18 protein-coding genes are annotated in these 21,428 nt (G+C 56.8%); 12 read left to right on the top strand and 6 right to left on the bottom strand.

All coding sequences use genetic code 11. The features are described 5' to 3' along the window. Nucleotides 1–44 precede the first annotated feature (44 nt). The 6 genes from ACWGXE_RS06500 to bamA all read right to left on the bottom strand — a co-directional run bounded on the left by ACWGXE_RS06500 (nucleotide 45) and on the right by bamA (nucleotide 5,718). Nucleotides 45–884 carry an LpxI family protein gene (locus ACWGXE_RS06500; RefSeq protein ID WP_447602287.1) on the bottom strand — a complete coding sequence of 280 codons (840 nt, stop codon included), beginning with the start codon at nucleotides 882–884 and terminating at the stop codon, nucleotides 45–47. 14 nt (nucleotides 885–898) lie between these two features. Then, nucleotides 899–1,708 carry an acyl-ACP--UDP-N-acetylglucosamine O-acyltransferase gene (gene lpxA / locus ACWGXE_RS06495; protein WP_447602285.1) on the bottom strand — a complete coding sequence of 270 codons (810 nt, stop codon included), beginning with the start codon at nucleotides 1,706–1,708 and terminating at the stop codon, nucleotides 899–901. A 13-nt stretch (nucleotides 1,709–1,721) separates the two neighbouring features. Further along, entirely contained in the window at nucleotides 1,722–2,177 is a 456-nt protein-coding gene (fabZ, locus tag ACWGXE_RS06490) for a 3-hydroxyacyl-ACP dehydratase FabZ (RefSeq protein ID WP_447602283.1), read from the bottom strand. A 33-nt stretch (nucleotides 2,178–2,210) separates the two neighbouring features. Further along, a complete protein-coding gene (locus ACWGXE_RS06485) occupies nucleotides 2,211–2,735 on the bottom strand; it encodes an OmpH family outer membrane protein (RefSeq protein WP_447602281.1) in 525 nt (174 codons plus the stop codon). 52 nt (nucleotides 2,736–2,787) lie between these two features. Beyond that, nucleotides 2,788–3,330: an OmpH family outer membrane protein gene (locus ACWGXE_RS06480; protein WP_447602279.1), complete on the bottom strand. Its 543-nt coding sequence runs from the start codon at nucleotides 3,328–3,330 to the stop codon at nucleotides 2,788–2,790. A gap of 78 nt (nucleotides 3,331–3,408) precedes the next feature. Then, complete coding sequence (gene bamA / locus ACWGXE_RS06475) at nucleotides 3,409–5,718, bottom strand: outer membrane protein assembly factor BamA (RefSeq protein ID WP_447602277.1); 2,310 nt, start codon at nucleotides 5,716–5,718, stop codon at nucleotides 3,409–3,411. 614 nt (nucleotides 5,719–6,332) lie between these two features. Here bamA and galU point away from each other — a divergent pair. The 12 genes from galU (at nucleotide 6,333) to ACWGXE_RS06415 (ending at nucleotide 21,427) form a co-directional block, all read left to right on the top strand. After that, complete coding sequence (gene galU, locus ACWGXE_RS06470) at nucleotides 6,333–7,280, top strand: UTP--glucose-1-phosphate uridylyltransferase GalU (RefSeq protein ID WP_447602275.1); 948 nt, start codon at nucleotides 6,333–6,335, stop codon at nucleotides 7,278–7,280. A gap of 82 nt (nucleotides 7,281–7,362) precedes the next feature. Then, nucleotides 7,363–9,867, top strand: a complete 2,505-nt coding sequence (gene lon, locus ACWGXE_RS06465) for an endopeptidase La (protein WP_447602274.1) — start codon at nucleotides 7,363–7,365, stop codon at nucleotides 9,865–9,867. Nucleotides 9,868–9,883: 16 nt separating this feature from the next. Then, nucleotides 9,884–10,924, top strand: a complete 1,041-nt coding sequence (gene thiL / locus ACWGXE_RS06460; protein ID WP_447602272.1) for a thiamine-phosphate kinase — start codon at nucleotides 9,884–9,886, stop codon at nucleotides 10,922–10,924. 15 nt (nucleotides 10,925–10,939) lie between these two features. Beyond that, nucleotides 10,940–11,428, top strand: a complete 489-nt coding sequence (locus ACWGXE_RS06455) for a DUF2062 domain-containing protein (protein ID WP_447602270.1) — start codon at nucleotides 10,940–10,942, stop codon at nucleotides 11,426–11,428. A gap of 23 nt (nucleotides 11,429–11,451) precedes the next feature. Then, nucleotides 11,452–12,873, top strand: coding sequence for an HD domain-containing protein (locus ACWGXE_RS06450; RefSeq protein ID WP_447602268.1), 1,422 nt, complete (start codon nucleotides 11,452–11,454; stop codon nucleotides 12,871–12,873). A 925-nt stretch (nucleotides 12,874–13,798) separates the two neighbouring features. Beyond that, entirely contained in the window at nucleotides 13,799–13,996 is a 198-nt protein-coding gene (locus ACWGXE_RS06445; RefSeq protein WP_447602266.1) for a type II toxin-antitoxin system HicA family toxin, read from the top strand. Then, nucleotides 13,993–14,232, top strand: a complete 240-nt coding sequence (locus ACWGXE_RS06440; RefSeq protein WP_447602264.1) for a hypothetical protein — start codon at nucleotides 13,993–13,995, stop codon at nucleotides 14,230–14,232. Before ACWGXE_RS06445 ends, ACWGXE_RS06440 begins: the two co-directional genes overlap by 4 nt. Nucleotides 14,233–15,178: 946 nt before the next feature. After that, nucleotides 15,179–16,846: a hypothetical protein gene (locus ACWGXE_RS06435; RefSeq protein ID WP_447602262.1), complete on the top strand. Its 1,668-nt coding sequence runs from the start codon at nucleotides 15,179–15,181 to the stop codon at nucleotides 16,844–16,846. Between the two features lie 262 nt (nucleotides 16,847–17,108). Continuing rightward, nucleotides 17,109–17,264, top strand: a complete 156-nt coding sequence (locus tag ACWGXE_RS06430) for a hypothetical protein (protein ID WP_447602260.1) — start codon at nucleotides 17,109–17,111, stop codon at nucleotides 17,262–17,264. Nucleotides 17,265–17,352: 88 nt separating this feature from the next. Continuing rightward, a complete protein-coding gene (locus ACWGXE_RS06425) occupies nucleotides 17,353–17,718 on the top strand; it encodes a hypothetical protein (RefSeq protein ID WP_447602258.1) in 366 nt (121 codons plus the stop codon). Between the two features lie 896 nt (nucleotides 17,719–18,614). Continuing rightward, nucleotides 18,615–19,640 (top strand): pentapeptide repeat-containing protein, encoded by a 1,026-nt coding sequence (locus tag ACWGXE_RS06420; protein WP_447602256.1) that lies wholly within the window; start codon nucleotides 18,615–18,617, stop codon nucleotides 19,638–19,640. Between the two features lie 95 nt (nucleotides 19,641–19,735). Next, nucleotides 19,736–21,427 (top strand): trypsin-like peptidase domain-containing protein, encoded by a 1,692-nt coding sequence (locus tag ACWGXE_RS06415; protein WP_447602254.1) that lies wholly within the window; start codon nucleotides 19,736–19,738, stop codon nucleotides 21,425–21,427. Nucleotide 21,428: the final 1 nt, after the last annotated feature.

The raw sequence follows: 21,428 nt of genomic DNA, 5'->3' as shown, positions 1-21,428 counted from the left end.
GACCCGTCGGCTGCTATGGCAATTCGTTCGCGCAGGCTTGGCGCTCATACCCGCGTCATTCCCACAATGGCGATTCCGGCCCGATCGGCCTTCTGAATGGTCTCTTCCCGGTCCAATAAGACGCTGCGGCCGGCTTCTAGGGCGAGCGCGCAGGCTTTGACGGAATTCATGACCTCGATGGTTCTCGGTCCCACAGCCGGCAAATCGAACCGCAAATCCTGCTGCGGCTTGCATCGTTTGACGACGACCGCTCCCTGCTGCGCAAGTTCACCGCCGCGCTTGATCGCGCCGTCCGTTCCCTCGACGGCTTCGACCGCCACCACCACGGTATCCTTCACCACGACGCATTGCCCGATATCGAGAGAGCCGATGTGCTGGGCCACCTCCCACCCGTACCGGATGTCGTCCCATTCCTTCTTGGTCGGCTCCCGTTTGGTCAGCGTTCCCTCTTCCACCAGGACCCCTTGCAAGCCGAACGTTGATTCCCTGATGACGATTCCCTCACCTTCCAATTCGGCGGCGATCTCGCGCAGGATCTGGTCGTCCTTGTAACGAATGAGGCGCGCCGCCAACGCCAGCGCGCGAAAATCCGGTCGCACCGTGGTGAACACGTGCGTTTTCTTGATGCCGCCCAGCATGACCGCTTCCCGCACCCCGTCATCCTTTAACGCTCTAATCAGCTTGTTGAACTGGCCGATTTTGATCCAATGGATGCGTTCCACATGATCGCCCAACTCTCGTTCTGTCTCTCCTTCGTGAGCCACGGCGCTGACGGAATAGCCAAGCCGTCGCGCATTGTCGGCGAAGATGATCGGAAAGCGGCCGTTTCCGGCAATGAGACCGATCCGTGATCCGGCGGGAGGGCGCGAGCCGTTATTGTCCATGCCGGCCAGGCCTCCTACTCATCCTCATGCTCCTGGTCCTTTCCGACCGAGTGGCAAATACCGCGCTTCGTCCCTTCCATAAACGTCGTCACTTGCAAGACGTCGGGATTATCCTTGAATGATTCCTTGGCGAGCTTAACGGCCTCGGCCACGCGATGACCGGATCGAAAGAGCAGGTCGTACGCGTGCTTGAGCACCGTAATCCGCTCGGCCGAAAAGCCGTGGCGCCGCAGACCGATGGAATTCAGACCGTACATGCGCGCGCGATAGCCGCCCGCCGCCCGCATGAACGGCGGCAGGTCCTGCCCAAGGGCGCAACAGCCGCCGACCATCGAATAGGGACCGATCCGGACGTATTGATGAATCCCCGACAGGCCGCCGATGATCGCATGATCGCCGATTGTGATGTGTCCCGCGAGACTGGCGGCATTCGCCAAGATCAAATGATTCCCCAGATGGCAATCATGCGCCACATGGACGTAGGCCATGAGAAAGTTGTGGTCGCCGATCGTCGTCTTCCCGCCGCCCTGCATCGTGGCGCGATTGACGGTCACATATTCCCGCAGGATATTGTGGTGGCCGATGATCACCTTCGTCGGCTCTCCTTGATACTGCAAATGCTGAGGCGGCCCCCCAACCGAAACAAAGGGATGCAGCTCACAGTCATCGCCGATTTCCGTCCATCCCTCCACACAGACGTGAGACAGCAGCCTCGTGTGCTTGCCCACACGGACATGTTCGCCTATCACTGCATAGGGACCAACCTCGACGTCGTCCGCCAATTCGGCCTTGGGATGTACCACCGCTGTCGGATGAATCTTCACTCAGGACCTCCGATCATTTACCGTCCGCCGTTTTTTCTTCCGTGACCATCGCCGTCACTTCCGCTTCGCAGACAAGGTCGTCGGCGACGAACGCCTGTGCCTTCATTTTCCAGAACGGCGGCCGCTTCTTAACGACATCGACCTCGAAACGCAGTTGGTTCCCCGGCACGACCGGTTTTCGAAACTTGGCCTGATCGACACCGGTGAGATAGACGACCGGACGGGCGACATGCCCCAGCGACTTGAACGCCAGGACCCCGCCCACCTGAGCCATGGCCTCAATAATCAGCACGCCCGGCATGACGGGACGCCCCGGGAAATGTCCCTGAAAAAACGGCTCATTGATCGTGACATTCTTAATCCCCACGATCCGGCGATCCGGTTCCAGCTCACGGATTTGATCCACGAGCAGAAACGGATACCGATGGGGCAATAAGGCCTGAATCTGTTCCACATCCATCCCCGACATCAACCCTGCCTCCTGGTTAAACGTATGATCCGATCACTTGTTCTGCCGGTCCAATTCCTTGATGACCTTGTCCGTCAGATCGACCGACGGATGGTAATACAGCACGATCTTCACGGCGCCCTCGCTTCCTTTGTCGATGACCGCTGTATACCCTTCTCTTTGCGCGACGACCAACGCCGCGTCCCGAATTTTCTTCGAATATTCGCCAATCATGCCGCGCTGCTTTTCCTGCACCTCGCGATTGAACTCTTGGATTCGACGCTGGTAGGCTTCGAGCTTCGTGCGAAACTGTTCTTGTTTGTCTTTCCTGGCCTCTTCGGACAGGTTGGTGTCCTGACCGCTTTTCTCCAATTCTTTGAGCTCCGCATCGTCGGCCTCGACGATCCGCTGGCGCGTGGTCGAATAGCTCTTCATCTCCTCCAGCGCCCGCTTGCCCGAAGCGCTGCGCTCGATCACCGCTTGCTGGTCGATGATCGCCACCTTGAACGGCTCCGCCGCAGCAGCCTCTTGAACCAGCGTCGCGGCCATGGCGACCGCTGCTAGAATGACGCGTCTCATAGGTCCTCCCTTGCCTCACGCCCGCCCGGCCCTTCGGATCGTCGGCAGGCGATCATGGATAGTCCTTGTTGAATTCTTCGATGACCTGCGCGGACAAATCGATGGAGTCCTCGAAGTAGATGGTCGGACCGCCGCGGCCGCGGTCCATGATCAGATGCAGGCCCAGCCGCTTGGCGACCTTCGACGAAACCGCCTCGATCTTGTCCCGAAATCCGTCGAGCACATCCTTCTGCTTGTCCTGCACCTCGCGGTTCAACTCGTTGACTTTCTGCTGATACTCGGCCATGCGGCGCCGGAATTGCTCCTCCCGCTCGCGCTTCGCGGTCGGGCTCAATACACTGCCTTGCTTCACGAAATCCTCTTCCAACCGGCGCAACTCTTTTTCCTCCAGCTCAATGAGCGCCTGGCGGTTCTTCGTAAAGGACGCCAAGGTCTCGCGCGCCTTTTTCCCGGCATTAGTTTCATTGAGGATCCGCTGGGGATCCACCACCCCGACACGGGTTACCGGCGGCCCCGCCGGATCACCCGATTTACATCCGCCCGCTGTGACGACCAGCAGGACCATCGCGGCCCCCCACACCAGCAATGCTTTCATATCCCTCCACAAGCGGCCATGCCGGCTGCAGAGCCGCCATGGTTCATCGGTTTCGACTGTTGCACCGGCGCTATTCGGCTAGAACAATGAGCCGATCGTGAACTCGAATACCCCTTTGCGTTCGTTCGGATTGGGGTCCAGATTGATGCCATAGGCGGCACGCAACGGCCCGAACGGAGAAATCCACCGCGCTTCAAGGCCAGCGGTCGCCCGCAGATTGAAATCCACCGACTCATTATCGTTGAATCCTTTTCCATAGTCGAAAAAGATCACGCCGTTCAGCTTCGCTTCCGACGAGATCGTGAAAATAAAATCATTGTTGATGATCAGCTGCTTCGCGGCGCCGAGGAGCGATCCGCTGGGCGTGACCGGCCCCGCGCGGCCGAAGACAAATCCGCGCATCGTATTGATGCCGCCGACGAAAAACCGCTCGGTGAGCGGGATCGGTTTGTCGCCGATGCCTTCCGCGACCCCGTAGCGCGCGTGGATCGAAAATCGGGTATCGTAAATCAGCGGCGTATACTTGATCACGTCGAGATAGTATTTGTAGAAATGATTCGTGCCCCCCAACGTCGGTGTTCCGTAATCGAACCCGGCACTCACCCGCCATCCCGTTCGCGGATCAAGATAGTAGTCCCGCGTGTCCCGGAACACCGAGGTCCTGAAACCGGTGGAGGACTGGTTGCCCAACTGCGTGAGAATGATTTCGGGCGCATCGGATGTGGGATTCTTATAATTGAGCTGTTCTCCGAACAAACTTACGCTGGCATTGACATATTCCGACAACCAGCGGCTCCATGCCACGCTCGCGCCGGATTTGGACTCAAAATAGGAGATGAAGTTCGTCATCGTCCGGTAGACGTCCAACTGCAGAGAGTTATAGGAATCGTTGACGTAGGGATTGCGGAATGTAATCAGACCCAGCGTGCGCTGCTGCCCCAGTTGTCCCCGGACGCGACCCAGCCACCCTCGACCGCCGAGATTGCCTTCCGTGATGTCGGCGATCGCAACCAACTTGTCGAGTGTGCTGAATCCGCCGCCGATGCTGAACTGCCCGGTCGGCTTTTCCTTAACCTTGACGTTGAGATCCACTTTGTCCGGCTCCACCTGCTGCGGCAAAATTTCGACCGTCTCGAAAAAGTTCAAATTATTCAGCCGCTGGAAGCTTCGTTTCAGTGCGGTCGTATCGATCACATCCTGCTCGTCGACCCGGAGTTCCCGCCGGATGACGTTGTCGCGGGTCTTGTCGTTGCCATTGATGTGGATCTCCCGGATCCGCATCATCTCGCCTTCCTTGACGTTGAGAATGATCGTGGCCGTCTTGCGGTCATTGTCGGAGTTGACATTCGGAACGACGTCCGCGAACGCATAGCCGCGCGCGCCATAGAGATCGGTGATCCTCGTGATTTCGCTTCGGATCTTCGCCCGCTGGAAGATTTCCCCCGGCCTGATACCCAGGCCTTCCCGTAACTCGCTATCCTCGAAGACCGTGTTGCCACGGAAACCGACTTCGGCGACCGTGAACGGCTCGCCCTCTACCACCGAGTAGTGGACCATAAACCATTTCTTATCCTCGCTCAGCTCGATCTCCGGCTGGCTGATCTGGACATTCATGTAACCTTTATTAAGATAGAGCTCCCGGATACGCTCGATATCGTTCACCACCTCTTCGCGCTTGAGAATACCGGCGTCCGACAGCAGGGACGGCAGCTTGAATTGAGTGATCAGGCCGTACCAGGGGATCCATTCGCGTGTCGCCGTCACTTTGAAGGCTTCGTCTTTCGTGAGCGCCCGCATCCCTTCATAGGTCACCGATTGGATGCGCGCCTTGTCGCCCTCCTTGATGAAAAACGTCAGCCGTTTGCGGTCTTCTTCGACGGTCTGAATGACGGGAATGACCTCGCAGTTGTAATAACCGTCTTCCTGGTACGCGAGCCGAATCTTATCGGCGCTTTCCTTGGCTTGCTGTTGATCCAAGAAAGACTGGCTTTTAATGGTGATCTTTTCCTTGAGTTTGTCGTCGCTCAGGCTTTCATTGCCGTCAAAGACAATCTCGGTGATAAAGGGCTTTTCTCGCACGATGAACACCACCGCGACGCCGCCCGCCGTCGGCTCCGTTTCCACCTGCACGTCCTCGAAAAAGCCCGTATCATACAGAACCTTGATTTGGGTCCGCAGCGCCTCCGCCGTATAGGGGTCGCCGGCCTTCAGCGTCACGCGCCCTTGGATGGCATCCAATTCGATATGTTTGTTTCCTCTGATTTCAACCGCTTTGACGCGCGGTCCGGACACCTGCGCGGCGGCACTAAACGGAACCAGCATCGCGGACACGACGGCTAGCCCAAGAGCCAGGGCCCGAACCCAGTGCCTGCCTCTCCCATCGATCACTCTAGCCCGCATTATTCATGAACGTTTGGCTGCCCTCATCGCGGACTTGAGCGGTCAAGTCGTACGAGCCCGATCACTACAGTCTCTACCCCGGCGCGAGATCAATCAGCGCCTCCACGCGCAAGACATGGCCGCATCACCGGCGCGATGTTGTCCTCCAAAGTTACGGCGGCATCCCAGGCCAGGTTGCGGCTTACCCTTCCAGAGACGTCTAATTAAGCCGCCGCGGCCTCTCGGAACGCCGTCCATCCACATCTCCTGGAGATGTTGGTCCCCAAAGAGTCCATTGAACGGTCTTCAAGCGCCGACAACGTGGTTTTCAATGGCCCGCTCAATCGGAACAGTGAAGAACAGTGCGTCTTCGGTCGCACGACGTGTCTGGCGGAACAGGGCAGGTCACCGACTTTCGGGACTGAAATCACCGAAGTGCCATGTCGAATGCAACATCATCAAGAGATTTACTGACGGCCAGCAGGGATTCTAAAACTCTCGGATTATATTGAGCACATGGATCAATGTAAAGAATTTTTGAGGCGCGCCCTCATCCTCGTGGGCCGCGGCGAAAGCGCCGGTCAATCTTGACTTCATATATCTCATCACATAGTATCGCCGGTATGACTCGGCTCGACGTGCGCAAGGCCATCATTCCGGCGGCCGGACTCGGCACTCGTTTTCTGCCCGCCACCAAAGCGTCCCCCAAGGAGATGCTGCCCCTCGTGGACAAACCGCTGATCCAATATGTGGTCGAAGAAGCGGTCGCCTCCGGCATCGAAGACATCATCGTCATCACTGGTCGCGGCAAACGCGCCATCGAAGATCATTTCGACCGTTCGCTGGAACTCGAGGAGAATCTCAAAGGCAGTGGGAAGGCGCAGGTCCTGAATCAAATCCGGCACATTTCCAACCTCGCCAACTTTTGCTATGTGCGGCAATCGGAGGCGCTGGGCCTGGGGCATGCCGTTCTCTGCGCGCAGCATCTCATCGGCAATGAACCGTTCGCGGTCATTCTCGGCGATGAGATTATCGATGCGCCGGTGCCCGGACTCGCCCAACTCATTCACATTTACAAGAAGCGGCGAGGCGCGGTCCTCGGTATCCAGGAAGTCCCGCATCAGGAAGTGAGCCGATACGGCATTATCTCCGCGCGGCGCATGGGAGGGGGCCTCCACCGGGTAAACGACCTTGTCGAGAAACCTGCGCCTGCGGATGCTCCGTCCAACCTGGCCGTGATCGGTCGCTATGTGCTGCCGCCTGAGATTTTTCCCATTCTACGAAAAACGCAGCCCGGCAAAAACGGTGAAATTCAATTGACCGACGCGTTGCGCCAACTCGTCAAACATGCTCCGATGTTCGCCCACGAAGTTCAGGGCCAGCGACATGATGCCGGCGACAAACTGGGATTCCTTATCGCCACGGTGGAATTCGCCTTGAAGAATCCGTCGCTCGGACCTTCGTTCGGAGATTTCCTTCAACAACGCCTTCGTCCCGGTTCGGCGTCGGCGCGGCGCAATCCGAACGGCCGCCCGTCTCCCCTTCGAGAACGTGCCGCGAGCAAAGCATGATGTGCCCGCATACGGGCAAGGGACCCACCGCTTTTGACGCCGGTGGGTAAGCCGCTCCACCCTCACGATCAATAGGAAGCTCATGGCAGAATCATCCGAGCAGGATTTCCAAGCCACGCAGAACATTGACCCCCCCGACCAGCTTCCCATGTTGCCGGTCCGGGACATCGTGGTCTTTCCATACATGGTTCTGCCCTTGTTTGTCGGGCGAGACATGTCCATCAAAGCGATCGAAGCGGCATTGGCCGGCAACCGCATGATCTTCCTGGCGACGCAAAAGTCATTGGACGTGGAAAATCCCAAACCGGAAGACATCCATGCCGTGGGCACGGTCGGCATCATCATGCGGATGCTGAAACTGCCCGACGAGCGGATCAAGATCCTGGTTCAAGGGCTGACGAAAGGGAAGATCAAGGACTACATTCAAAGCGATCCCTACTATTCCGTCCGGATCGAAAAGCTGACCGAATCCAAACCCACCGGCGCGTCCCTCGAAACGGAAGCCGTCATGCGTACGGTCAAAGAACAGATTGAGAAGATCGTGAGTTTGGGAAAAGTGCTGATTCCCGATGTCATGGTCGTCATTGAAAATCTGGAAGATCCCGGCCGCCTCGCGGACATGGTCGCGTCCAACCTGGGCTTGAAAGTCGATGTTACGCAAGCGGTGCTCGAAGTCGTCGATCCGATCCAGCGATTGAAGCATGTCAGCGAAATCCTCGCTAAGGAAATCGAAGTCTTGTCCATGCAGCAGAAAATCCAAGCCCAGGCGAAGGGCGAGATGGACAAGACCCAGCGCGAATATTTTCTCCGCGAGCAATTGAAGGCGATTCAGAAGGAACTCGGCGAATTGGACGAGCGAGCGGAAGAGGTCGCGGAATTTCGCAAGCGCATCAAAGATTCAAAAATGCCGGAGAAGGTGCTCAAGGAAACAGAGAAGCAGCTCAAGCGTCTCGAAAAAATGCATCCGGACACCGCCGAATCCGCCACAGTCCGTACCTATCTGGAGTGGATGGTCGAGCTGCCCTGGAGTAAAAAATCCAAGGACAATCTCGATTTGAAGGCCGCGATGAAGGTCCTGAACGAGGACCACTATGACTTGGAAAAGGTCAAGGAACGCATCATCGAATATCTCGCCGTCCGCAAGTTGAAAGAGAAGATGAAGGGGCCGATCCTCTGCTTTGTGGGTCCTCCCGGCGTCGGCAAGACCTCCCTCGGCAAGTCGATCGCCCGGGCGCTCGGCCGCGAATTTGTACGAATCAGTTTGGGCGGCGTACGGGACGAGGCCGAAATCAGAGGCCATCGACGGACCTATGTCGGCGCCCTGCCCGGACGCATCATTCAAGGCATGAAGCAAGCGGGAACTAACAATCCGGTCTTCATGCTGGACGAAGTCGATAAGGTCGGCATGGATTTTCGCGGGGATCCATCCGCAGCTCTTCTGGAGGTGCTCGACCCGGAGCAGAACAACGCCTTCACCGACCATTACCTTGGCGTGCCCTTCGATCTCACCGAAGTGATGTTCATCACCACGGCCAACCTCATCGATCCGATTTTGCCCGCGTTGCGCGATCGCATGGAGGTCATCGAGATACCCGGGTATACCGAAGAGGAAAAACTGGGCATCGCGCAGACCTATCTCATTCCGCGGCAGATGACCGAGCACGGCATTTCGGACAAGCACGTGCGGGTCGTCGAAGGCGCGCTTCGGCAAGTGATCGCGCACTACACCAGAGAAGCAGGCGTCCGGAATCTGGAGCGCGAAATCGCCAATATCATGCGGAAGGTGGCGAAAAAAGTCGCGGAGGGCAAGACTCAGTGCCACGTGATCGACACGGAAAACTTGCCCAAGTATCTGGGAGTTCCCAAATTCCTTCCCGAAGCGGAGTTGGAGCATGACGAGGTCGGCGTCGCCACCGGGCTCGCCTGGACGGAAACCGGCGGGGACGTGTTGTACATCGAGGCCACGGCCATGAAGGGCAAAGGACAGTTGACCCTGACGGGCCACCTGGGCGATGTCATGAAAGAATCGGCGCAGGCGGCGCTGAGCTACGTCCGATCGCGTGAAAAAACCTTGGGCATCAACCCGGATATTTTTGCCAAGAACGATATCCACATTCACGTGCCGGCCGGGGCCATTCCCAAAGACGGCCCGTCCGCGGGCATTACCATGGCCACTGCGATCGCCTCGGCGTTGTCGCAGATTCCCACGCGCCGCGATCTTGCCATGACCGGTGAAATTACTCTGCGTGGCCGCGTCCTTCCCATCGGAGGGCTGAAGGAGAAAATCCTCGCGGCCAAGCGGGCCAAATTATCCATGGTCGTGCTGCCGAAGCGGAATAAGAAAGACCTCGAAGAAATTCCGAAACATATCCTGAAGGGGATCGAATTGGCCTTCGTGGATACGATGGACGATGTCATCCGAACCGCGCTCCGTCGCAAATCTCCCGCAAATTCCAAAAAGTCCCCGTCGCGGCATGTTCGGGATAAGGCGTCGCGGCCCAACAGGTCCAAACGCGCCGCAAGTCCGCCTCGGCGAGGCGCATCTCTTCCGACAGTTTCACCTCAATTATCGCATTTATCCCACTAGCATGCCGGGAGGCGGGGTGTCCCGACGGAGGGAGCGGCAGGGAGAATTTGCCCTGATCGAATCGCTTCGGGTTCGATTCGCTTCCAAGGACGCCGGGCTGATCAGAGGCATCGGAGAAGACGCGGCGATCGTCAAGACATCGAGCCGAGATCGGTTGTTGCTGACCACCGATTTGCTTACCGAAGGAATTCATTTCGACCTAGCCACAACCTCGCTTGAAGATATCGGATACCGGTCGGCGATCGCCAACTTAAGCGATATCGCCTCCATGGGTGGACGGCCGCGCTACCTGCTCGTAGCCATCGCCGTTCCCCAGCATATAAACTTTGCCGCGATCCGACGGCTCTATCGTGGTCTCATGCAAGCCTGCCGGCCCTTCAACGTGCACTTGATCGGCGGCGACACCTCGGCATCCCGCCATGATCTCTTTATCAGCATTACCCTCACCGGCGCTGTTGAGGCGGCACGCGCGCTACAGCGGAACGGGGCTCATCCGGGCGATTTCTTATACGTGACCGGAACAGTCGGCGACTCCCGCGCCGGTCTGATGCTCCTGCAAGAAAGGAAATCGCACGTCAAGAAGGCCGACCCTGCCCAGTCCGCCGGCGACCGCTTTTTGCTTCGCCGCCATCACAAGCCGTCGGCGCGCATCGAGGAAGGGCGATGGTTGGCGACGAAACGGCTCGCTACGGCCGCCATCGACTTGTCCGACGGCCTGGCGGGAGATTTACGGCACCTCTGTGACGAAAGCCGCGTCGGGGCGGAGGTGGACTGCGCGGCGCTGCCGATTTCCTCTCCCTGTTTGAGGTTCGCCCATGTGCGGGGACTTGCCCCTGCCGATCTCGCCCTGGCCGGAGGCGAGGATTATGAATTGCTGTTTACAGTGAATTCGCGGAATAGGTCGCGGATGGAACGTGAAGCGGCACGACTGGGATATCGCTGCACCTGCATCGGACAGATGAAGCCGGCATCATTCGGTCTCCGCATGAGAACGGTAAACGGATCGCTCGAACCGCTGGCCCCCGTCAGCTACGAGCATTTCCGCCCCACATCGTAGCGTCGCGAGGGCCTTGTGACGTCCTTGTCCGATGTCCAGTCTCTGTTTCGCCAAATTCTCCACCTGCGGGAATCGCCGCATCGAACCGCATTGGCGTTCGCGGTCGGCATCTTCATCGCTTTTTCCCCTACCTACGGTCTCCACACGGTCATGGTCGCCTTTTGCACCTGGGCCTTCGGTCTGAATTTCATCGCGCTCTTCGCCGGCGCCTTCATCAACAATCCCTGGACGCTTGTGCCGATCCTCGGCGCAACCTTCTGGACCGGCGCGCTGATCGTCGGCGACACGGACCTCCCCACCTTTAACTGGGAGGATCTAAGTTTTGCCGGAATCTACCATCAGGTCATGCCGTATGCGCTGCCTTTCTTTGTCGGAGGCACGGTTCTCAGTATTCTCGGCGCCCTCGTCGCCTATCCACTGGCCTATTATTTGATCACGAAATATCGACGGCCTCATGCAGCAGACTCGACCCTCCCGTTGCCGCCCTCGGACCAAGTGGGCTAAGATATGTTTTAGTTGCTCTCACCATGAAGTCGAACCGTTCGCAAGCTCCATCACCGTACGATGGCTCGGCCTTAATCGCCGATCCGATTCACCAATATCTCTCTTTCACGGTTCCCTATACGACTTCAGACGGTACCGAGCAGACTGAAAAGGACCTCATCGATTCTCCGTGGGTTCAGCGACTGCGTTACATTTATCAATTGCAAAGCGCCCGATGGGTGTATCCTTCTGCGGAACACACCAGATTCGTCCATTCGCTCGGGACCATGCACGTCGCCGGGCGGTTCGCACGCCACCTCTATCCGTTTTTGAAGCAAGCTCTCCCCGAGGTGCCGTCGGCGAATTTCGTCGAAGAATTTTTACGCGTGACCGCATTGGTGCATGACATCGGCCACGGCCCGTTTTGTCATTTCTTTGACGATAATTTTCTGCACTCGTTCGGCCTGACGCATGAGCGATTGGGTCAAGTGATCATCCGGGATTTCTTGGGACCCGCCATTAAGAAAATTCGGCGCAGCCCTTCCGGCCCTTTCGACAGCGGGGAAGAGCTCAGTCCGAATCTCATCGCGCACGTGATTCTCAAAGAGAAAAGCAAGGACAACTCGCGGGTCCCCTTCTGGGTGAATGCTCTGCAACCGGTCCTGTCCGGAAGCTATACCGCGGATAATTTGGATTATGTCCTGCGTGACTCCTATATGTGCGGCGTCGCGGTCGGTCCTGTGGATCTGACGCGGCTGATCCATTACAGCATCATCACCGAGAAGGGATTCACCATTCATAAGACCGGGCTGCCGGCGCTCCACATGTTCCTCAACACCCGCATGTATCTCTACTCGAACGTCTACTATCACCGGACGACCCGGGCCATCGATATTCATCTTCGAGATATTTTCGGCGAAACGATGAAGCTGATTTTTCCCGGTGATCCGCGAAAGAAGATGGAGGATTATCTGGGGCTTACCGATTGGTCGTTACTGGAGGAGGTTCGCGGTTGGAAGAAAGCCGCTCAGGCAGCCAAGCGGCGGCTTTACGGAGAGTGGAAACGGATACTCTGCCGGGATGTCAAATGGAAGATGGCCTACAGTACGGTCTTGAAGGAAAAAGGAAAAGAGCGCGGCCTCGATTTTCCCAGCCACGAGCAGTTTCAGAAGTTGATTTTGAAGGAGCTCCCGGCGCGCCTGCAGAAAGTTCCGTTCCGCGTCGATATGGCGCCGCTCGATCCACGGCCGGACCCGAAGGATACGCGGGGTATTCCGCTTTATGTGTACGATCCCGGCACCAAAGGCATCTCCGCCGAGCCGCTGGAAGAATTTCTTGATTTGCTGCCCACCCGCCTCGTGCAGTTCAGGATCTACTCGCACGATCATGAGCATGACGCCGCCCTGTCCCAAGCCGCCGCCACCGTGCTGAACAAGACGCCGTCCAGCATTGAAGCGAACGTCTGAAACGCTACCGGCACTGCCACCGGTTAGTATCCTGTCCCTTGAGTCCAATGAATAAATCTTGCCCCTCAGCACCTGGGGGCAAGTCGAGCCGGACGCCTCCGCACTTCTCGGAGCGACCATTCTGGGTCTTGCCGTGCGGAAGCTTCCGGAATTCCCGTGGCTGTGGTCGCGAACGACCACAGTTCCGTGGTCAGTTCCGGTTTTCCTGCACGACAAAACCTCAGCGGGTGCCCCGCTCCTTCAGCAATGTCGGCGTCCCAACTCGCTTGCCCCCGGTCTTTTTTCTTATTCCCTATCCTTCCGCTTAGAAATTGAACGGGCTGATTGCTTCGCTTTCGCCAGAAATGGAGGTGAGGGTCGCCGGGAGTGTTTGCCGCGAAGACACCTTCGTGAGCACCCAACTAAGCCTTGGGCGCTCGAAGCCTGTAAACTCGATCGCAGCGATCTCAAACAGTACAGGCTTCGCACTTGCCACAAGAGAACAAGAGCCGCGCGCGTCGGCAAGGTGGGTCCCACTCCCTCCGGCGATCGGCGGCAAAACTCCCACCAGATCCTAGGGAAAGTGATCAATACCCCACGATGCACACCCCAAGCAATCACCCCGGCCAAATGCATTCAACCTAATGCCTCGCTGATGCTGCCTCGCAGGCGGCACAATGCCGTCGCACGTGGAGCAGTTCAGGGTAATCAGTTCGTGATGGCGTTATGGCACATACCTCACCACACATCCGTTCCAGCCGAGAGACAAAAGGTTGAAGCATGAGCCAGGGACGCTGAGCGGGCGTGCGGAGACAATCTTGAGGAATGTCGAATTTGCAAGTAGACTTATCTGCCAGTAACCCCATTGCGTCTCCGTACTTTGGTGCATGGATAGGCCGCCCAAACGTAGTCGTTGTGCGAGAAGAGGTAACAGGATGACGGCTCAATGCCGCCCAAGGTGAAAGAACTCATTGCCGAGCTCGAACGGGCTGGATTCGTGAACCGTGGAGGCAAGGGCAGCAATAGAAACTTCATTCACCCGAAAGTAGCTAAACCTGTGACAATCTCTGGTAGGCCAGGTGACGATGCCAAACACTACCAGCTGCGTGCTGTGCAGCTCGCTATCGAGGAGGCGAAGAAATGAAAGACAGTGCTAAGTACGTGAAGATTGTCGAGTGGTCGGAAGAAGATCAGAGTTATGTCGGTAGTGCACCAGGCCTGATATACGGAGGTTGCCACGGAAGTGAAGAAAGGGAAGTCTTCGATGAGCTGTGCAGAATCGTTGAGGAAGCGATCGAACTGTACAGGAAAGACGGCAAGCCATTACCGCCTCCGACTTCCGGGCGCGACTTTGCGACCAAAATGCAAAGCGTCGCATAGCAACCGACTTAAAAAGAAACAATCAATGTCGCCGGGGAATCATGGTGAGAAGTCAACGGAACATCAATTCGGGTAGTGGGTCAGTTCCTTTTGCGTCATGCCCGTGAAGGCGGGTATCCACTCCTTGATCAAGATATTCCCGGACGAAGGCTCGAAAAAGGAAGGTTACGTTCGCGTGATGGACGAGTCGGGTGAAGACTACCTTTATCCGGGAACCATATTGTGTCCGCGCTCAGTTTCCTGAAGAAGCGGAAAAACTGATTCTCGCCGCGAAATGAACCGACCATCGCCTACCCATTCGGTTCTTCGATTCCCCTAATGCCCCGTCAGCCTGACGCCTCGGCTGACGAACGGCGCGCGCTTCGGTGTCGCCATAATGCGATGATCATAGACGACTACTGGGCCATTGCTCGCATCCGCGCGTTCCTGTGAAGCTGCGCCACAGTGGCGCCATGCCGTCGCCCGCCGGCCGTTCGTGGATGATCCGGCTCGCTACGACGCTATGGCGCGCACCTCACCGCGCATCCGTTCCAGCCGAGACAGGTGATATTCCTCGCGGTTCGAAGAAGGTAAGGTAAGCGTTACGGGCGACTTAACAGACAGGATTTCGATGCTTCGGCCATATTCCTCATCCTATCGGTGATACCTCTTTAAGTTCTATTCAACGTCGAAATGGATACACCCCTGAATCCATTAAGATACACGCGTGATCAGTTGCACTGGCCTTGTACGCATCCGTCGTCAGCCATCGAAAGCCCGCTCCTTGTCGGCCACGAAGTTATGGGTGCATCCGACCGCTCCGGTCAGATGGGCCGGTTGGCATTCGACTTGCCTTTTCATCTTAACAGTCTTCAAACATTCTCGGGCTCACGCAGCGGCAGAGTGGAGTGAAGCAGCCGCCGAACCAGGAAATGCATGCAATTGTTTATAGGGAGGGGATCAAACAATGACGAGCAACGATAATCATAATTCTGACGGCAGACAGGACGTGAATAGACAGGATCAGAGTGGAGAGATCATCGACCGCTTCGGCAGGCCGATGCTGTCAAACCAGGACATCACGGTCGATGTAGTCCCGCGCGGGCCGAGCCCGGGGACAATGGCACGGATTGCGCGGGCATTAACTGCCGATCGGTTGCGGCACGAAGCATCGGCAGCGGACCTTCGCGTGCTCTCGGTTCAAATAGCAGACAATGGCGACAAGGACCGGTCGGCCATGTCTGATCGCTTCCTCGCACATGTCTACGATTACACAAACAATCGCACGCTCCGCATCAGCGGAAGCATCGACCAGCCCGATCGCGCAAGCATTGTAGAAGCGACGGCACAGCCGTTGCCGAGCGATGAGGAGTTCGAAGCGGCAGTGGAACTTCTGGCGAACCAGTCGGAGTACGGTCCAGCAATCCACAGCGGCGAACTGCTGGCGTATCGTCCGATGCCGCCATTGGTAGACATGGAGACGCCCGAGGGTCGCATTGAGCGGACCCTTGCCGTGGGGCTCGTCTCACGTGGCGGGCGTGGCCGGCATCACCTGGTCGGCGTCAATATGATTCGACGAGAGGTCCTGCATCACCTCGAAGGTACGGCCCACGATTCGAATGATGAGTGCGGGCCGCCACCCTCCACGAGTTGTCCCTCTTCCGGCAATACCGGTCGCGTCTCGGTGACCGTCACCCAGGGCAACACGACTCTTTGGAAATTCGACGCGATACGTCCGGCGGCTTCGTCGGCTACTAACGGCTCAGGCATCGAACTACGTGGTGTGTACTATCGCGGCAAACAGGTGCTTTACCAGGCGCACGTGCCGATTTTGAACGTTCAGTATTACCAGGATGGCATCAATGCCGGCTGCGGTCCGACGTACCGAGATTGGCAGAATTCGGAGACCTGCTTCCAGGCCAACGGAACTGATGTTATTCCAGGCTTCCGACTTTGTCCCGCGCCGGCACAGACCATTATCGAAAGCGGTACCGATGGGGGTAATTTCCGGGGCGTCGCGATCTTCGTCCAAGGCCAGGAGGTCGTGCTTGTAAGCGAACTGCAGGCCGGCTGGTATCGCTACATCAGCCAGTGGCGCTTCCACGTGGATGGAACCATCCGTCCGCGCTTCGGCTTCGCGGCGGCGAACAACCCGTGCACTTGCAAAGACCATCATCACCACGTCTACTGGAGACTCGACTTCGATATCCGCACAGCGGGAAACAACGTGGTGGAGGAGTACAACAATCCGCCGATCGTGGGAGGGTCGAACTGGCACACGAAACGGTACGAGATCCGCAGACCGCGCGACACATCGAGGAACCGGCACTGGCGCGTTCGGAATCTCTCGACCGACGAAAGCTACTTACTCGTGCCCGGCGCGAACGACGGCGCACGGGATGCATACGGCGTGGGGGATTTCTGGGTCGTCCGCTATCGCGGATCGTCAGAGTATGACGACGGCCAGGGCTTCACGACCGATCCGGCCCTTTCACGTGCGAATATCGATCGTTTCGTCAGTGGCGAAGTGACCGAGGACCGTGACGTGGTCCTGTGGTATGCGGGGCATTTTCGGCACACCCCGGGGCATGGCGGCGCCCTCGTAGGCCCAGATCTGAAGCCGTTCCACTGGTGATGAGAGTCACGGAAGATGCGGAAGGAGACTGGAACGCAATGGAGGAGGTCGGAACGTACTTGTCCTCCGGGCCAGTCGCCAAAGTCGGGTACGATCTGTATAGCACCCCAACACGGCGCCATGGATAGCGATGACAATTGATTTAAGGCGCGCAAGAATCAGGCGCCTGTTTTAGTCTGTCTGGGCTTACTATGCCGGTCTGCATACTCAATGATTAGGCAGACTAGCCCCACCGTTGGATCGATAAACTGAAGCGAACACCATGCAAATTTCGAAAGAGAAGCTGGCTCAGATTCGTCGAAAGCAAGAATCGTTTCGGGACGCGCTTATCGAGGTAACACAGCTGTGGACTCATGACCTTGGCGAAGCCGGCGCCCTTGGCGCCGGGCGCATGGTCAGCTTGTTGATAAAGCTGTGACCAGTCATAAGTGATTGAATTATGAGCCTTGAAACGGTTTGGCGAGAGGCCTTGTCGTACATTGAAATGAAGGTTCCCAATCAGGTGTATGACACCTGGTTTACCCCCGGTTGTTCTGGATCGGAGCCGGTTCTCGTCAGTGAGTTCCTGCAATACTGGGTCAACAGCGGAGAGGGCTGCTGAATCCCGCAACGTTAGGCGAATAAAACAACGTGGTCGCGCCCTTAAATTTGAGCAGGACTCCAAAGACACTCGGGGCATCCCGCTCTATGTATACGATCACAGCACGAAAAAGATTTCCGCCGAGCCGCTGGAAGAATTTCTTGATTTGCTGCCCACCCGCCTCGTGCAGTTTAGGATCTACGCGCACGATCATGAGCATTACGCCGCCTTGTCCCGCGCCGCGGCGACGGTGCTGAATAAGACCGCGTCGAGCATTGAGGCGAACGTGTGAAACGCTAGTGTCCTGTCCCTTGAGTCCAATGAATAATTCCTGACCCGGACGTAAATGTAGCAACTGGGGGCAAGTCGAGCCGGACGCCTCCGCACTTCTCGGAGCGCCCCTTTCTGGGGTTCCGTGCTCGGTTCCGGTTTTCCTGCACGACAAACTTCAGCGGGTACTCCGCTCCTTCACCAATGTCGGCGCCCCAACTCGCTTGCCCCCGGTCTTTTTTCTTATTCCCTTTCCTTCCGCTTAGAAATTGAACGGGCTGACTGCTTTTGTTTTCGCCAGGTCCCCGCCACGCACTTAAGGGGGACCTTTGCCTCGGCAACGCCGGAACACAAAACGGCTCCGATGCTGCAGAAATCACGGTAGGTGGGAGAATGCCGATTCACTGCGCACCTGACGCATATGTCGGGGCTTTTTTCGCCCTACCTTCGTGGACCCTATAAAATGTTCCCTGTGGTTTTCTGTTCACCATCGAAATGGATACACCCCTGAATCCTTTCAGATACAGGCGCAGTCTTCGGGGATGGTGTTGTGCACGTCTGTCCTTTAGTCATCGAACGCGCACTCCTTGCCAGTCACGAGGTTACAAGCAACATCTGACCATATGGGTCAGATCCGCCCACTGGCATTCGGCTTGCTTCTTCTACCGAAGCGAACTACCAGAACCCCAGCAGCGGAGGAGCACGAAGCTGAGACGATGAGGTGGGCGGAAAGATAGCACTTGGCGGCTATAAGAGAACTGCCGGTCGGCATAGTACGCATAGCACGCCGGCCAACCCGCGGAGTGCGACAAGTGATTGAACAAGCGTAAGAATCAGGGCGTCAGTATCCGTCTGCCTGGCGTAGTATTGTTGGTCGGTATCACCATACTTAGGCCTACGAAGCGCGGAGCCGCGACGGTGAAGGCAAATCCACCGACTGAATTGCTACAACGCCGGGATCTTAAAGCGGTGGACGAGTGGAACCGCTGGCGAAAAACGAACCCACGGGTCAGGCCACGTCTTGGCGGTACTCATCTGTTGTCCGCGATACTGCAGCGTGCGGATCTTCATGACGCAGATCTCAAGGGTGCCTTCCTTCGCGAGGCTCACCTCTACGCCGCCAACCTCAGGGGAGCTGATCTTCGGGGAGCCATTCTGGTGGGATCAAACTTGTGCAAAGCCGACCTCACTCGTGCCAACTTGAGCGGGGCCATCTTGTCGAGTTGTTCCATGAACGAAGGCACTATCGTTCAAGGCGCTCAGTTCACCGGATGCAATGTGTACGGCATCGCAGCATGGGGGTTGGTCGGAGATCCCAAGGATCAATCCAACCTGGTGATCACGCTTGAGGACGAACCACAGATCGTTGTCGACAATCTCGCAGTGGCACAGTTCATTTACCTCCTGGTCAACAATGCGACCTTGCGAGGTGTGATTGACACCCTTACGTCGAAGATTGTCTTGATCCTTGGCCGGTTCACACCGGAGCGCAAACGGATCTTGGACAAGCTCAAGTCTCATCTTCATGAAGCCTCAGGCTATGTGCCAGTCATCTTTGATTTCACCAAGCCGGCGCAAACCACAGTGGAAACCATAACCCTCTTGGCGCGGATGGCGCGGTTCATCATCGCTGATATGAGTGATGCGAAAAGCGTGCTGCAGGAACTCCAGGCAATCGTGCCCACCAGCCCAAGCCTCACTGTGCAGCCCATCATCATTGACTCGCAGTGTGAGCCACCGATGATCGACTTCTTCAAACCGTATCCGTGGTTTCTGGCAACGATAAGATATCGAACGATCGATGACCTGATCCAGAGACTAAGGCCTGTCACTCTAACCATGACCTCATCGTTCTCATATGGTCCGGCGAGCACGGCTCTGCGGGGAAGCAACACTCGGCCACAACATAAGAGGAAAATGCAGCAACGCAGCCTGACCCAGTGATGAAGCGGACGGGCTTCGCCTGCCGCTTATCACATGCCGTTAGGCACCCGAGGTGCCTATAGCACCGACTGCTCGAAATTGGGAAGGGGAAAAGTATGCCTGAACAATGGGACCCTAACCAGTCATTTGCCAAGCTGGAGGATGCCGTTGCCTCGAATAACAAATCCATAGTGCGCGAGTTAGTTCGCAGCCTAGCCACATACGTCTATACCAACCATAACCCTTATGATCCGAAAAAAGCCGGGCAGATTCTCTATATTCTTCGACGTCGCCGGTTCTTTGAGGAGATGAGGAAGGCAGCCGACGGCTTTCTTAATAATGGCTGCTCGACGTTTCTGATTCGCAAGTATTATGCGCAGGCATTGGTTGACCTTGGCTATTTGGCTGCGGCGGAGGATGTGTTAACCCTGCTCAAGACTGATACCGCGGCGCTATCGCGCGATACAACCAAGAGGCTAAATGAACGATACGAAGCCGATAAGCAGTGGGCAGAGGCCTGTGGTCTTTTGGGACGTGTACAAAAAGATCGCTACGTGAACGCACGAGCCCCAGACGTGGAACGAAACCAAATAGTCATCAATTGCGCCATCACGCACTACTACGATTGCTATACGGATAACCAAGACCTGATGACAGAACGCCACTGGCATGGCATCAATGCGGTCGCCCTGGCTCGACTTGCCAAGCAGCACGGTGTCAAAGTCACGAAGCAGTTCGATGTCCTTGGCACTGCTGAGACCATTCTTAAAGAAGTAAAAGAGAGGCAGCAGGCAGGTGATGCTGCGATTGACATTTGGGCAGCATCTAACGCAATGGAGGCAAGTATTGCCCTAGAGAAATGGGATGACGCCTATAATTGGGCGAAGATATACGTTGATCCTAGTGCGGCGCGAGCACTGAAAATTGATGCCTTCGAAGTTGCCGGAACCCTTCGTCAACTGGAGGAGGTCTGGCGGCTCACCGTCGTCAAAGAACCAGGTAGTTTGCTGCTGCCATTGTTGCGCACTCGTTTGCAAGATCTGCTGGGATTCAATTTTGAAGTTTCGGAATCGGAACCAATTAGCACGGCGTTTCTATCTGAACAAGCCGACAGGTTGGAAAGGCTATTCGGCGGCCAATTTCTCTCGTTTCGCGCTTATTGTGATGGAGTCAGCCGGGGGAAGGCTGTGGCACGCATCGGGCCCTCTGCTGAAGAGCATTTTGGTACGGGGTTTTTGATCGATGGAGTAAATCTCAACCCCAGACTGAGCGGCCAGCCCTTACTGGTGACCTGTGACCATGTCGTCAGCAACAGAGACTACCGCGCGCTGCGACCCAACCGCGCAATTGTAACGTTTCGCGCCGACGATAATTCCATTCGGAAATTTGGCGTCCAAACCATCCTCTGGTCAAGGCCGGAAGGAGATCTGGACGTCAGCATTTTGCGCCTTGATGGGGACACCAGTGCCTTACCTGTTGTCCCTTGGGCCCAACAGCCGCCGAGCCATGAAGAGCAACGGGTGCTCATTTTCGGACATGCTCAGGGAGGTGCACTTTCCTTCTCGCTCGGCGACAACCGCCTGGTAGACCAAAACAAACAGTATCTTCAATATCGAGCACCGACGGTGGAGGGTAGTTCGGGTAGCCCTGTCTTCAATTCCAATTGGGAGCTCGTCGCGGTTCATCACCGTGGTGGCTATAGTTTGAAGCGACTTAGTAGCGAGGGGACTCACGAGGCCAACCAGGGCTCTTCCGTGTTCGCGATTCGAGAAGAAGTTCAAAAGGATCTCCAACAGCTGTTGGGATAGC

This window comes from Nitrospira sp. Nam80 (genome assembly GCF_965152575.1).
The sequence above is the reverse complement of the archived record's forward strand: the minus strand, read 5'-3'. Positions and strand labels throughout refer to the sequence as shown.